Raw genomic sequence first — 14956 nt, 5'->3', positions numbered from 1 at the left:
GGTATGGTGGAACCCATGGCTGAAACCGGGAACTTCGTACATCTGCACAACCATACGCATTACTCGCTGCTGGACGGCGCGTCGAAGATTCCGGCGCTGGCCAAGCGCACGGCGGAACTCGGCATGCCGGCCATCGGCATCACCGACCACGGCAACATGCACGGCGCGTACGAGATGTACACCAACTGCGTGTCCAACGGCGTCAAGCCCATCATCGGCATCGAAGCCTATGTGACCCCGGAAACCGCGCGACAGGACAAGTCCCGCGTGCACTGGGGCACCGAGGCGCAGCGCCGCGACGACGTCTCCGGCGGCGGCCTCATCACCCACATGACCATGTGGGCGGAGAACGACGAGGGTCTGGTCAATCTCATCAAGGCATCCTCCGTGGCCAATCTCGAAGGCCGCGTCATGCGCTACCCGCGTATGGATAAGGAGGTCCTGTCCACGTATTCGAAGGGTGTGATCGCGTCGTCGGGTTGTCCGTCGGGCATCATCCAGACCCGTTTGCGTCTGGGTCAGTTCGATGAGGCGTTGCGTGCGGCGGGCGAGTTCCAGGACATCTTCGGCCGGGATAATTTCTTCATCGAGCTCATGGACCACGGCCTCAAGATCGAGACGCAGGTGACCAGGGACCTGCTGGATATCGCGAAAAAGCTCAACGCGCCGTTGTTGGCGACGAATGATTCGCATTACGTGCATGCGGAGGATGCGGGCGCGCAGGACGCGATGCTGTGCATCAACTCGGGTTCTCGTTTGGATGATCCGGACCGGTTCAAGTTCGACGGCACGGGTTATTTCATCAAGACCGCGGATGAGATGCGCGACCTGTTCCGTGAGTTGCCGGAGGCGTGTGACAATACGTTGCGTATCGCGGAGCGTTGCAATGTGATGTTCGACGATCACGAGGACGGGGCGTTCATGCCGAAGTTCCCGTGTCCGGAGGGTTGGGATGAGACGAGCCTGTTTTTGAAGAAGGTCGAAGAGGGTCTGGAGAAGCGGTATGACGGGCATCCGCCCCTGGAGGTGTTGAAGCAGGCGGATTACGAGTGCGGCGTGATCTGCCAGATGCAGTTCTGCGGCTACTTCCTGGTGGTCGCGGACTACATCCAGTGGGCGAAGGACCACGGGATCATGGTGGGTCCGGGCCGTGGTTCGGCGGCAGGCGCGATGGTCGCGTACGCGATGGGCATCACGGAATTGGACCCGTTGAAGCATGGCCTGATCTTCGAACGCTTTTTGAACCCGGAGCGCGTGAGCCTGCCGGATATCGATGTGGATTTCGATCCTGAGGGCCGTGGCCGTGTGATCGAGTACTGCGGTGAGAAGTACGGGACGGACAAGGTCGCGCAGTGCGTGATCTACGGCACCATCAAGACCAAGCAGGCGTTGAAGGACTCCGCACGCATCATGGGCTACGAATTCTCCGTAGGCGAGAAGGTCACCAAGGCCTTGCCGCCGGCTGCCACGGGCGGCAAGGACATCAGTCTGCACGACATCTTCGACCCGGCCGCGAAACGATACGCGGAGGCACGTGAGTTCCGTGAGATGTACGAGTCCGATCCGGACGCGCGGCGCATCACCGACGAGGCCAAGGGCATCGAGGGCCTGATCCGCCAGACGGGTGTGCACGCCTGCGCCACGATCATGGGTAGCGCGCCCATCACGGACACGAGCCCGTTGCTGGAACGTACGGACGGCACGATCACCACGACGTTCGAGTACCATACGTGCGAGACGCTGGGCCTGGTGAAGATGGACTTCCTGGGCCTGTCCAACCTCACGACCATCCACGACACGTTGCGCAACATCGAGGCGAACGGCAAGCCCGCCATCGACTACACCAAGATCCCCCTGGACGACAAGCCCACGTACGAGCTGCTCTCCCGCGGTGACACTTTGGGTGTGTTCCAGCTCGATTCCGACGGCATGCGCGCGCTGCTCAAGACGTTGAAGCCCGATAACTTCAACGACATCTCCGCACTGATCGCCCTGTACCGTCCGGGCCCGATGTCGATGGACTCGCACACCAACTACGCCAAGCGCAAGAACGGGTTGCAGAAGATCACGCCGATCCACCCCGAGCTCGAGGAACCGTTGAAGCAGGTGCTCGACGAGACGTACGGCCTGATCATCTACCAGGAGCAGGTGCAGTCCGCCGCGCGTATCCTGGCCGGCTACTCGCTGGGCAAGGCCGACGTGCTGCGTCGAGCCATGGGTAAGAAGAAGCCCGAGGTGCTGGCCAAGGAGAAGGTGCCGTTCTTCGCCGGCATGAAGGAGCATGGCTACTCCGAGGAGGCCGCCACCGCCGTGTGGGACATCCTGGTCCCGTTCTCCGGCTACGCCTTCAACAAGGCGCACTCCGCCGCCTACGGCCTGATCTCCTACTGGACCGCGTATTTGAAGACCCATTACCCGGTTGAGTTCATGGCCGCCCTGCTGCAGGGCGCGGCCACCAACAAGGACAAGACCGCGCTTTACCTGGGCGAGGCGCGGCGCATGGGCATCCAGGTGCTTTCCCCGGACGTCAACGAGTCGGTGTACGAGTACTCCGCCGTCGGCGACGTGGTGCGCTTCGGCCTGGGCGCGATCCGCAACGTGGGCGCCAAGGCCGTGGCCGACATCATCGCCGAACGCGAGGGCCCGCGCGGCAAGTTCGTGAACTTCATGGACTTCATCCGTCGCGTGCCCCTGACCGCCTTGAACAAGCGTCTGGTCGAATCCCTGATCAAGGCCGGCGCGTTCGACTCCATCGACCCGAACCGGCGCGCCCTGTTCACCGTGCACGAGGCCGCCATCGATTCGGTCGTGAGCCTCAAGCGCAAGCAGGCCGAAGGTCAGTTCGACCTGTTCTCCGACGACGAGGACGGGGGAGCGGAGGCCATGGGCGACGCCTCCGTGAGCGTGCCGGACATCGAGGAATGGGACAAGAAGACCAAGCTCAACTTCGAACGCGAGATGCTCGGTCTGTATGTGTCCGACCATCCGCTCTCCGGCATGCAGTCCGTGCTCGCGTCGTTGCGTGAGATGTCCATCGCGCACCTGATCGACCGTGCCAAGACCATGCCCGAAGGCCAGCAGGTCACGCTTGCCGGCCTCGTGACCGGCGTGGACCGGCGCGTCTCCAAGAAGGGCAACCCGTGGGCCATCGTCACCATCGAGGACATGGAAAGCAGCATCCAATGCATGTTCTTCGGCAAGGTGTACGAGGCGGCGGTCGCCGAACTCGCGCTTGATTCCGTGGTGCAGATCCGTGGTCAGGTGGAGTTGCGTGACGAGACCGTCTCCCTCAGGGCCACGGAGATGCAGGTGCCCACGCTGGAGGCCGAGGACGAGCGGCCGCTGGTCATCACGCTGCCGCCGGTGGCGCTCGATCGCCGCCGCATGATGGAACTCGGCCAGGTGCTTTCCAGCCACCCCGGCTACTGCGAGGTGCATCTCGCGGTGATGGACGAGAAGGGCAACGCCCAGGTGCTCACCTTCGGCGACCGGTTCCGCGTCAAGCGCGACACCTCCCTGTTCGCCGAAATCAAGATCCTCTTCGGCCCCAGCTGCCTGCCCGCCGCCTGAGTGAGCCGTGCGTCTTCTTCCGGAGATTGTTGATGGTTTTTCCCGGCTCCCCTCGCTGAGGGGAGCTGTCAGCGAAGCTGACTGAAGGGAGTCCCGTCGAGAGGGTCTAACTGGGGAGCCGTTCCGGTACTACCATGTCGAACCGTGACCACCTCAGCAGAAAACGAGCAACGCTGGATATCCGAGACGCTGGAACGGCTCGCGCATTCGCAATTCCGCGCCAAATTCCAGCTGGCGGACAAGGACCGCGCATACGCGCGCGCCAAGGGCAAGGCGATCATCGACCGTCACGCGCGGGAGATGCTGCGCGACAGGGTCGGCGCCGCCGAACCGAAGAACGACGGACGGCAGACCCCGTGGCGCGGGCATCCGGTCTTCACCGCCCAGCACGCCACTGCCACCTGCTGCCGCGGCTGCATCGAAAAATGGCATCACATCCCCAAAGGCCGTGAGCTGACCGACGACGAGGTGAACCGTCTCGCGGACCTCGTGATGGCCTGGATCGAACGGGACCTTGTCAACCATCCCGCACGTTAGTTCGTGAAGAGCTGATATCCCTCTTGAAACCAGTGACCTCCCAGTATTCCGGGAGTAGCATGAAGGCGAACATTCGTTTCCCACGAACGAAAGGATCGTCATGAGCGAGCAGCAACCGGTTTCCCCCGAACTGACGTTGAACGACAAGGCGCATTCCGTCATCCCGCAAATCGGATTCGGCACCTTCCAGATTCCCCCGGAGGACACGCAGCGAGCCGTCGAGGAGGCCCTCGAAATCGGCTACCGTCACATCGACACCGCGGCCGCCTACTACAACGAGGAACAGGTGGGCGACGCGCTCAAGGCCACCGGCATGGCCGGCAAGGTGTGGGTGACCACCAAGCTGCGCAACTGCGATCAGGGCTACGACTCCGCCATGGTGGCCTTCGAGGAGTCCCGCAGGAAGCTCAAGGTGGATGTCGTCGACATGTACCTCATCCACTGGCCGTTCCCCGCCGCCGGCTTCTACAAGGAAACCTGGCGGGCGCTGCTCAAGATGCGCGACGAAGGCGCCATCCGCGTGCCCGGCGTCAGCAACTTCCTGCCCGAGCACCTGCGCGGCATCATCGAGGACTCCGGCGAAAACCCCGCGGTCAACCAGATCGAGGTCCACCCGCGCTACAACCAGCCCGGCAACCTCGCCTTCTGCAAGGCGCACGGCATCGTGGCGGAAGCCTACAGCCCGCTCGGCCATGGTAAGGACATCGAATCCGATCCGGTCGTCAAGGCCGCCGAGGCCCATGGCGTCACGCCGGCGCAGGTGGTGCTGCGCTGGCATACGCAGGAGGGCCGCATCATCATCCCGAAGTCCAAGCACGTCGAACGCATGAAGGCGAACCTCGCCAGCGCATCCTTCGACCTGACGGCCGCCGAACTCGCCGCCATCGACGCGCTCGACGACCCGCACGCCAACGTGAGCGCCGATCCGGCCACGTTCACCCATTCCCAGTCCTGGGCCGACCAGCACGTCCGCGGCAACATCTGATGCCCTGGGAGGGGCGGCTCCCCATGATTGACTTCCATGAGGAAGAGGAGCCGCCCCGCCATCACCGCGGCCGCGAGTCCGCCGCATCCCTCATAAATCCCACACAACGCCGACGATTGCCCATGGCACGCCGACACATAATGCGACAAGATGTCTGTCAAAAGGTTGACGCAATGTCAACACATTCTCCAAAGGAGGAGTGTCATGTACTATTCCAACGGAAACTACGAGGCATTCGCCCGTCCGAAGAAGCCGGCCGGCGTCGACGGCAAATCGGCCTACATCATCGGCACCGGACTCGCGGCCCTGTCCGCGGCCTGCTATCTGGTGCGCGACGGGCAGATGCCCGGCAATCATATCCATATCCTCGAGAAGGACCCGGTGCCTGGCGGCGCCTGCGATGGCGCCGAAATCCCCGGCCTCGGCTACGTGATGCGCGGCGGACGCGAAATGGACAACCACTTCGAGGTGATGTGGGACCTGTTCCGCTCCATCCCCTCCATCGAGACCGAAGGCGTCTCCGTGCTGGACGAGTACTACTGGCTCAACAAGGAGGACCCGAACTACTCGCTGTGCCGCGCCACCAAGGATCTCGGCAAGGACGCCGGCACCAACGGCAAGTTCGGCCTGTCCGACAAGGCCTCCCAGGAGATCATGAAGCTCTTCTTCACCCCGGACGAGGAGCTGTATGACAAGCCCATCACCGACTTCTTCGACGACGAGGTCCTGAACTCCAACTTCTGGATGTACTGGCGCACCATGTTCGCCTTCGAGAACTGGCACTCCGCACTCGAGATGAAGCTGTACATCAAGCGTTACATCCACCACATCGGCGGTCTGCCGGACTTCTCCGCCCTGCGCTTCACCCGCTACAACCAGTACGAATCGATGATCCTGCCGATGGTCAAGTACCTCGAGGGCCACGGCGTGAAGTTCCACTACAACACCAAGGTCGAGAACGTCGAATTCGCCATCGGCGGGGGAGACGGACCCAAGCGTGGGCACACCGGCGTGGGCCAGGACACCATTCTCAAGATCCAGGCCACCTCCGGCGTCTTCAAGCGCAACCCGTACTCCAGCCCCACCAAGAAGCTCGCCGTGCGCCTCGACATCGATCACGAAGGCGAGAAGTCCTCCATCGACCTGACCGAGAACGACCTCGTGTTCATCACCAACGGCGGCTGCGTGGAGAACTCCACCATGGGCTCGCAGCACGCGCCCGCCCCGTGGAACCCGGATCTGAAGCCCGGCGGCGGCTGGGACATGTGGCGCAACATCGCCAAGCAGGACCCGAGCTTCGGCCACCCGGACAAGTTCTGCTCGGACCCGCAGGCCACCAAGTGGATGAGCGCCACCGTGACCACCCTGGACAAGGAGATTCCGCCGTACATCCAGCGCATCTGCAAGCGTGACCCGTTCACCGGCCACGTCGTCACCGGCGGCATCGTCACCGTCACCGACTCCAACTGGCTCATGAGCTGGACCCTCAACCGTCAGCAGCAGTTCCGTGACCAGCCCAAGGACCAGCTGTGCGTGTGGGTCTACGGCCTGTTCCCGGACAAGCCCGGCAACTACGTCAAGAAGCCGATGACCGAATGCACCGGCGAGGAGATCTGCGAGGAGTGGCTCTACCATATGGGAGTCCCGACCGACAAGATCGAGGCGCTCGCCAAGAACCACGCCAACACCGTGCCGGTCATGATGCCGTACATCACCGCGTTCTTCATGCCGCGCGCCGCCGGCGACCGCCCGGACGTGGTGCCGGACGGCGCCGTGAACTTCGCGTTCCTCGGCCAGTTCGCCGAAACCCCGCGCGACACGATCTTCACCACCGAGTACTCGATGCGCACCGGCATGGAGGCGGTGTACACCCTGCTCGACGTGGACCGCGGCGTGCCTGAGGTGTGGGGCAGCGTCTATGACGTGCGCAACCTGCTCAACGCCACCGTCAAACTGCGTGACGGGGCGCCTGTCACGGACATGAAGCTCAACTTCGTGGAGAAGGCCGTGCTCGGCAAGGTCTTGAAGAAGCTCGACGGCACCGACATCGCCACGCTGCTCAAGGAGTACCACGTGATCTGACGGTGATTCGAGCACAGCTGCTGGTATTCGCCGTGTCCGGCTGGGGCCGGCATATACGACGTTCGACACACTCAAGGCACGCCGACTTCGTCGGCCTTCGCGGCTTCGCTGCTCACTTCGCCTACGGGGAGTCCGCTGGACTCCCCGTTTCACGGCTCAGTGGCCAAGCTTACGGTCGAGCATCGCATATGCCGGCCCCAGCCTCGTTTCGTTTGCATGTTCTGTGGGCTGCCCGCAAATGGGGTGAGCTGGTGCGCTTTGGCTCCCCTCTTCCGAGGGGAGCTGTCGAGCAAAGCGAGACTGAGGGGAGTCGCGGTTCAACCCGTTGCGACTCCCCTTAGTCGTCTTCGACGCCAGCTCCCCTCGGAAGAGGGGAGCCCAGGCATGCCGGAATCATCCGACTCCTACCGCACGCCCCAGTCGTAGCGTTGGGATTCGAGACGCATGTAGGTGAACAGCTCCGTGCGGTCGATGCCGTCGATCTTGCGGATATGACGGTTCACCAGCTCCAGCATGCTCTCGTCGTCCTCGGCGAAGATCTCCGCGAGGATGTCGAAGCGGCCGGCCGTGATGATCACGTAGTCGATCTGGTGGATCTCCTTGAGTTCACGCGCCACGTATTCGATGTCGCCATTGACGGTGATGCCCACCATCGCCTGGCGTTTGAAACCCATGTCCATCGGATTGGTCACGGCCACGATCTGCATGATGCCGTCGTCCAGCATCTTCTGCACGCGCAGACGCACCGCCGCCTCGGACAGACCGATCTGCTTGCCGATCGACACGTATGACCGGCGCCCGTCCTCCTGCAGCAGCGTCACGATCTTCTTGTTCGTCTCGTCCATCGACTGCGCGGCGGTGTCCGATGCCGTACCCTCCGTGCCGTCCTTGCCGCTTTTTGCCGCCGCCATGATCGCCGTCCTTGTTCTGATCGGTATGCATTCCAGTCTTATGCGTCCCATTATGCCCGCCTGCGATGTCGGAATGATTCGAAATCGTTAATTCGCGTGTCTTGCATTTGCGATTTTCGTATTAACCGGGGTTCACTATGTGACATATTTTCGCTGGAAGATGTGTCGTACGGCTTCCCATAGGTAAATGCCGGCAAATCAGCATGAATATGCGATTTTCGTTATATAGAAACGTGCTAAACGCGCTATTCGCATAATCTCCTGTTTTCATTACGAAAAGAATCGCAATGTTCTGTTTACCTTATGGAAATCGCGGTCTTCTTCACTGACAGTTGTGATGGTACGAGCCGAAGAGTAAGGAGACGCGATGAGCGAGACCCAACCATTGGTGGCACGCGACCCTGAAGTCGAATCAAGGGAATCCGGACTGACGATCAACCGTGCGTTCAAAGTGTTCCAATCCGCCGAAGGCAAGGAAGTCAAGGCCATCAACGACGTGAGCCTGGCCATCCGGCAAGGCGAGTTCTTCATCCTGCTCGGCCCGTCCGGCTGCGGCAAGACCACGCTGCTGCGTTCCATCGCCGGCCTCGAAAGCCTCGACGCCGGCGAGATCTACCTCGGCGACCAGCGCATCGACCAGCTGCCGCCGTACGACCGCCCGGTCAACACCGTCTTCCAAAGCTACGCCCTGTTCCCGCATCTGACGGTGGCGCAGAACGTGGCGTTCGGCCTCGAAATGGAGAAGAAGCCGAAGGCCGAGATCGCCAGAACCGTGCAGGAGATGCTCGACCTCGTCCATCTCGGCGAATTCGGCGGCCGCAAGCCCCATCAGCTCTCCGGCGGCCAGCAGCAGCGCGTGGCCCTCGCCCGGTCGCTCGCCAAACGCCCCAAGGTGCTGCTGCTCGACGAATCCCTCTCCGCGCTCGACTTCAAACTCCGCCGCCAGATGCAGGTGGAACTGAAGCGCATCCAACGTGAAACCGGCATCACCTTCGTGTTCGTGACCCACGACCAGGAGGAGGCCCTCTCCATGGGCGACCACATCGCCGTCTTCTCCAAGGGACGCCCCGAACAGGTGGGCACGCCGGAGGAGATCTACAACGAACCCGCCAACCGCTTCGTGGCCGACTTCATCGGCGACATCAACTTCGTGGACGCGGTCAAGAGCGCGGACGGCGAAATCACCGTGGAAGGCGTGCCTTTCCGCGTGAAGCAGGACATCTCCGGCCTGCCGGTGGGCGCCGAAGTGAGCGCCGCCATCCGTCCCGAACGCATCGCTCTGACCGCCCCGCGCGAATCCGCGCTCACCGGCACGGTCGAAACGCTCATGTTCATGGGCGCCGACGTGCGCTGCGAGGTCCGGCTCACGGACGGCACCAAACTCCTCGTCCGACTCTCGCCCCCGTACGACACGGCCGTGCTGCACGAAGGCGCCACGGTGTCCGTGGAGGTCGAGGCCGAGCACATGAGGGTGGTGGAACGATGAGCGCCGCCGACCGCAAGACGAGGGCGCGCCGGGAACCGGTGGACGTCCCCGCCGCAAAGACCTCCGCATGGAGCCGCTGGTTCGGTTCCTCCCATGCCGTCAAGCCCGGCATGCTGAACCGCCTTTACTCCCTGCCGTCCATCATCATCGGACTGCTGTTCACCCTGGGCCCGATCGGCGTCATCATCGCGTTCTCCTTCATGAGCCGGCCGGACATGGGCGGCGGCGTGGTCTTCAGATTCTCCACCGACGCCTACGAAAAGCTGCTGTTCCGCCACGACTTCTTCGGCAACCGCTCCTTCGACGCCCGCTACCTGCAGGTATTCGGCACGTCGCTGTGGCAAGCGCTGCTCACCACCGTGATCTGCGTGGCGCTCGCCTTCCCGATCGCCCTGTGGATGTCCATGAAAAGCGCCAAGGTCCAGCAGATCCTCGTGCTGCTGGTCACCATCCCGTTCTGGACGAACCTGCTGGTGCGCACCTACGCATGGATGCTCATCCTCAACGAGAACGGCCCCATCAACTGGGCGCTGCGCCTGCTCGGCATCGGCTCGCAGCAGATGCTGTACACCTCGTTCGCCTCCGTGATCGGCCTGATCTACACGTTCCTGCCGTTCGCCATCCTGCCCATGTACTCGGCCCTGTCCGGATTCGACTTCCGGCTGGTTGAGGCGGCCTACGACCTCGGCGCGCACAAGCTCACCGTCATGCGCCGCGTGATCTTCCGCGCCGCCATGCCCGGCGTGATGAGCGGCATCGCTTTGTGCTTCATCCCCGCATTCGGCTCATACGTGCAGCCGGTGCTCCTCGGTGGCGGCCGCGTGCTCATGGTCGGCAACCTCATCGCCTCCCAATTCGCGGAGGCCCGCAACTGGCCGTTCGGCGCCGCGCTGTCCACGGTGATCCTGGCGGTGACGCTACTCGGCGCACTGGTCGCCTCCGTACTCGGCGGCCGCGCCTCCCGAAAGGCAGGTGAATGACGATGACCGTGATGCATGACGACACCGACCCGAACAAGGTCCGTTACGGCAACGCCGGCGAGTTCGGTGCCCTGGTGGCCCGGACCCAGCAGGAACGCGGGGAAGCGCAGGACGTGTCCGGCGTGCGCATGCCCGCCGATCTGGAGCGCAAGCAGCCCGACCGCATGTGGAGCACGCGACGTTCCGGCAAGCAAGGCAACACCCTCAAACGATTCCCGATGGTCGGATTCGTGAGCGTGGCCGTACTCGCGTTCCTCTACGTGCCGATGGTGATCGTGGTGTTCTTCTCCTTCAACGGCGGCAAGCAGGCCCTCCTGTGGCAGGGGTTCTCGCTGCGCTGGTATGGCGAGGTGTTCACCAACGGCGCCATCATCAACGCCACCGAAACCTCGCTGCTCGTGGCCGTGATCGCCACCGTGCTCTCCACGGCGCTGGGCGTGCTCTACGTACTGGCCGTGGACCACATGTCCCGGGCCGGATCGGCGCTCGCCTCCATGCTCATCAACGCCTCCATGCTCATCCCCGAGATCGTGCTCGGCGTGGCCACCATGGCGTTCATCAGGCTCATCGGACTCGCTCCCGGATTCGTGCCGCTGGTGCTCGCGCACACCACGTTCTGCATCCCGTTCGTGGTGATGCCGATCCGCGCGCGACTGGCGACCATCGACCACGCATGCTTCGAGGCCGCCGAGGACCTGGGCGCCTCCGGACCCGTCACCGTGTTCCGCGTGACGTTGCCGCTGTTGGTGCCAGGCATCGTATCCGGCGCGCTGATGGCGTTCGTGGTCTCCATGGACGACTTCATGATCTCGAACTTCCTGACCACGGCCGGCACCACCACGCTGCCGATCTACATCTTCTCCCTGATTCGCAAGGGTGTGAACCCCAGCGTGAACGTGGTGGCCTCGCTGCTGCTGTTGCTGGCCGTCGTGGTCACGGTCACCTCCACGCTGCTGACGAACCGCAAATCGAAGTGAGGCGCATGATGACGAATACAAAACATCCACGGTATGCCGCGATGTGGAGCCTGATGCGGCGCGGCTGCGTCTGCGCTCTGGCCGGGGCCATGGCGTGCGGGCTCGCCGCCTGCTCGGGCGGCGTGAGCGACGTGGCCTCCGGCCCGGTGGTCAGCGCGGTCGGCCCCTACCATGCGGCCACCGGCGGCGAACTGCACGTCTACACATGGGCCGGCTACATGCCGGACAGCGTGATCAAGGCCTTCGAAAAGGACACCGGCATCTCCCTGACCGTGGACACCTTCGACAGCAACGAGGCGCTGGAAGCCAAACTGCAATCCACCGGCGGCGAGGGATACGACATCGTGATGCCCAGCGACTACATGGTCGAACAACTCATCCATGAAAAACTGCTCATGAAATTCGACGTCAGCACACTGCCGAACGCCAAGAACATCAAAAGCGAGTTCCGTGATCCTTATTACGACGCGAAGATGGAGTATTCGGCACCCTACATCGTCAGCTACACGGGCATCGTCTACGATGCCAAGGCGATCCCCGCGGCGGACGCGCCCACATCCTGGAGCGACTTCTTCCATCCCAAGGCATTATGGGGCAAGACCCAGCTGCTCGGCGACCAGATCGAAGTGGTGAATGCCGCCCTGCGCGCCGTGGGATCCGACCAATGCGCCACCGACCCGCAGGATTACCAGGACGCCGCCAACCTGCTCGAGCAATACAAGTCAAAGCTGGGCGTCATGAGCTCGGAAGGCGTGGCGGACCGACTCGCCTCCGGCGAACAGAAGGTCGGCATGGCATGGAGTTACGACGCCTACCAGGCCATGGCAAGCAACCCCGACCTGAAATTCGTGTTCCCCTCGGACGGGGCGAACAAGTTCGTGGACAACGTGGCCATATCGCGCGGCGCCAAGAACGTGGATCAGGCCAAGACATTCATCAACTGGATGCTTGACCCATCCAACAAGACCGCGGTGGAACAGAACGCCGGCGCCGGCAGCGTGCTGAAGGGCGGCGACGAGCTGCTGCCCGCCGCGATGCGCAAATTCAACGTGGTGGTGCCCTCCGCCGAGGAGGAGAAGCACGCCATCCTGGAAAAGCGTTGCTCGAACAAACTCAATGACAACTACACGATGATGTTCGAGGACTTCCGCAACTAGCGCAAACATCGGCTCCCCTCTTTGCGGGGGCCTCACGGTCCATGCTCCGGATGGCATGTATGACTCGGCTCCCCTCTTTGAGGGGAGCTGGCGGCAAAGCCACCTGAGGGGAGCGGCGTCTGCGGAATGCTTTCCTTGTTTCATCCCTCGTTCATCCTTCCCGGCTCCTCTCCCTCGAGAGGAGCCTTTTCCATGCCTGTTTTTGTGCAGTCCGACGGTTTTCGCAACATTCACGCAACACCACTTTGTAAATCGTGGCATATTCAGTTAATGGCTACGAAATAAATAGGTGATTACCTAAAGATGTCGAGAAAAACGCAGGTTGAACATACGGTTCATGCGAAATCCTGAATCGAAACCAACCGATCATTGAAGAACCCAAGGAGCGACACCATGGCGGCTACCATCGATGAAACCAGAATCAAGGAACTGACCGCGAAGGAAGGCGACAAGCTCAACGCCAAGCTCGGCAAGTCCCGCGAAATGTACGAGCGCGCCTGCAAGCACCTGTGCAACGGCGTCGCATCCTCCTACCAGCTGCGCGACCCGTGGCCGATCTACGTGGACCGCGGCCAGGGCGCCAAGATGTGGGACGTGGACGGCAACGAATACTACGACTTCAACAACGGCTTCGGCGCCATGCTTCAGGGCCACGCCAATCCGATCATCGCCGAGGCCGTCAACGACCGCTTCTCCAAGGGCTCGCACTTCGCCATGCCCGACTGGGACGACGTGGTGGTGGCCGAGGAGCTCGCCGAGCGTTTCGGTCTGCCGAAGTGGCGCTTCAACAACTCCGGTTCCGAGTCCACGATGGACGCCATCCGCATCGCCCGCGCCTACACGCACCGCGACCACATCATGAAGATCTTCGGCTCCTACCACGGCCACCACGATGCCGTGATGATCTCCATCTCCGAGGACTACAACAACATCGGCGACCGCTACCATCTGAAGTCCCTGCCGTACGGCGCGGGCATCCCGCAGGCCACCGTCGAACTGACCGTGCCGGTGCCGTTCAACGACCTCGACGCCCTCGAACACCGCGTCAAGGAAATGGAGGAGGAAGGCAACCCGCCCGCCTGCCTCATCATGGAAGCCTGCCTGATGAACATGTCCATCGTGCCGCCCGAACCCGGATACCTGGAAGGTGTGCGCGAACTGACCAGGAAGCACGGCATCGTGCTCATCTTCGACGAAGTCAAGACCGGTCTGACCGTGGGCCCCGGCGGTGCCACCAAGCTGTTCGGCGTGACCCCGGACATGGTCACCATCGCCAAGTCCCTGGCCGGCGGCCTGCCCTCCGGCGCGATCGGCGGCACTGATGAGGTCATGCACGTGGTCGAGGACGGCGAGGTCTATCAGGTCGGTACGTTCTCCGGCAACCCGCTGTCCATGGCGGCCGCCCGTGCCAGCCTGGAGAAGGTGCTCACGCCCGAGGCCTATGAGCATCTCGACCACATGAACCAGCGTCTGATGGACGGATGCCGCGCGATCATCAAGAAGTACGACTTCCCCGGTTACGCCCAGGGCTTCGGAGCCAAGGGTTGCGTGACGTTCTCCCCGCATAAGATCACCGACTATGTGAGCTTCCGCAAGGGCCAGAACGCGGCGCTCAACCAGCTCGCCTGGCTTTATGAGGCGAACCGCGGCATCTACATGGCTCCGGGCCGCGAGGAGGAGTGGACGCTGTCCGTGGCGCATGACGACAAGGCTTGCGACACCTACCTCGCCGCATTCGAGGAGATGGCGCACGATCTGACCGCCTGATCGGACTCGCCGATTTCCTTGCGATGGATCCCATGGCGTGAGGTGCGAACAACGGCGTTCGTGCCTCACGCTTTTTTGATGGGACGAAGAGGCAGGTGTCCGGCGGGTGAATGCCTGTTGAGGCCGGGTCGAATTCTTCCGACACGCCGATGAACAATGAATGTTGATGCATCGAGGCCGGGGTCAGGAGGCTTATTCTGTCTGTAGAACAGCGTTGTAGGCTGTTTGCGACACGCCGAGGGAGCCTTGCTATGATGCGGTTTTCCCTCGTTTCGTCATGCCTCGATTTGCGTGTTTGGTTTGTGGTGTGTAAGTTATTCACCTGTTGCCGCTCGGCACGGCGGGTTTCCTTCCTTTGGTTGGTTGGCTGCGTGTTGGTGTGGTGGTGGTTTGAGAACTCAAGAGCGTGTTTGTACTACTTCTTTATAGTCAATGATTGCCAGTATGCCTCAAGCCTGATGGTGTTTGTGCTGTTGGGTTCCCTGGGAGGGGTTGAATTGGGGT

At 62.4% G+C, this 14956-nt stretch carries 11 protein-coding genes; 10 read left to right on the top strand and 1 reads right to left on the bottom strand.

Annotated features, from left to right (window positions below; translation table 11 throughout):
- Positions 1–15: 15 nt before the first annotated feature.
- From dnaE to JS536_RS11110, 4 genes are all read left to right on the top strand, one after another.
- Positions 16–3570, top strand: a complete 3555-nt coding sequence (dnaE, locus tag JS536_RS11125; protein ID WP_214356975.1) for a DNA polymerase III subunit alpha — start codon at positions 16–18, stop codon at positions 3568–3570.
- 144 nt (positions 3571–3714) lie between these two features.
- Positions 3715–4107, top strand: coding sequence for a DUF4186 family protein (locus JS536_RS11120; RefSeq protein WP_214356974.1), 393 nt, complete (start codon positions 3715–3717; stop codon positions 4105–4107).
- Positions 4108–4207: 100 nt separating this feature from the next.
- Complete coding sequence (locus tag JS536_RS11115) at positions 4208–5092, top strand: aldo/keto reductase (RefSeq protein ID WP_214356973.1); 885 nt, start codon at positions 4208–4210, stop codon at positions 5090–5092.
- Positions 5093–5296: 204 nt separating this feature from the next.
- Positions 5297–7174: an oleate hydratase gene (locus JS536_RS11110; protein WP_214356972.1), complete on the top strand. Its 1878-nt coding sequence runs from the start codon at positions 5297–5299 to the stop codon at positions 7172–7174.
- A 404-nt stretch (positions 7175–7578) separates the two neighbouring features.
- On the opposite strand, the gene JS536_RS11105 is transcribed toward JS536_RS11110, so the two are convergent.
- A complete protein-coding gene (locus tag JS536_RS11105) occupies positions 7579–8085 on the bottom strand; it encodes an Lrp/AsnC family transcriptional regulator (RefSeq protein ID WP_214304641.1) in 507 nt (168 codons plus the stop codon).
- Positions 8086–8452: 367 nt separating this feature from the next.
- Here JS536_RS11105 and JS536_RS11100 point away from each other — a divergent pair, with 367 nt between their 5' ends.
- The 6 genes from JS536_RS11100 to JS536_RS11075 all read left to right on the top strand — a co-directional run.
- Positions 8453–9571 carry an ABC transporter ATP-binding protein gene (locus JS536_RS11100; RefSeq protein ID WP_214304640.1) on the top strand — a complete coding sequence of 373 codons (1119 nt, stop codon included), beginning with the start codon at positions 8453–8455 and terminating at the stop codon, positions 9569–9571.
- On the top strand, positions 9568–10551 hold the full coding sequence (locus tag JS536_RS11095; RefSeq protein ID WP_214356971.1) for an ABC transporter permease: 984 nt from the start codon (positions 9568–9570) through the stop codon (positions 10549–10551). The genes JS536_RS11100 and JS536_RS11095 overlap by 4 nt, the downstream gene beginning before the upstream one ends.
- Positions 10548–11528, top strand: a complete 981-nt coding sequence (locus JS536_RS11090; protein WP_214356970.1) for an ABC transporter permease — start codon at positions 10548–10550, stop codon at positions 11526–11528. Before JS536_RS11095 ends, JS536_RS11090 begins: the two co-directional genes overlap by 4 nt.
- A 5-nt stretch (positions 11529–11533) precedes the next feature.
- Complete coding sequence (locus JS536_RS11085) at positions 11534–12685, top strand: spermidine/putrescine ABC transporter substrate-binding protein (protein WP_214356969.1); 1152 nt, start codon at positions 11534–11536, stop codon at positions 12683–12685.
- Between the two features lie 393 nt (positions 12686–13078).
- A complete protein-coding gene (locus JS536_RS11080) occupies positions 13079–14452 on the top strand; it encodes an aspartate aminotransferase family protein (protein WP_214356968.1) in 1374 nt (457 codons plus the stop codon).
- Between the two features lie 251 nt (positions 14453–14703).
- The coding region (locus tag JS536_RS11075) for a hypothetical protein (protein ID WP_214356967.1) at positions 14704–14956 on the top strand (253 nt) is incomplete at its 3' end.

This window comes from Bifidobacterium sp. SO4, from assembly GCF_018555355.1.
Lineage (GTDB): Bacteria > Actinomycetota > Actinomycetes > Actinomycetales > Bifidobacteriaceae > Bifidobacterium > Bifidobacterium miconisargentati.
Note: the sequence above shows the minus strand (reverse complement) of the source record. Positions and strands in the feature narration are given on the sequence as shown.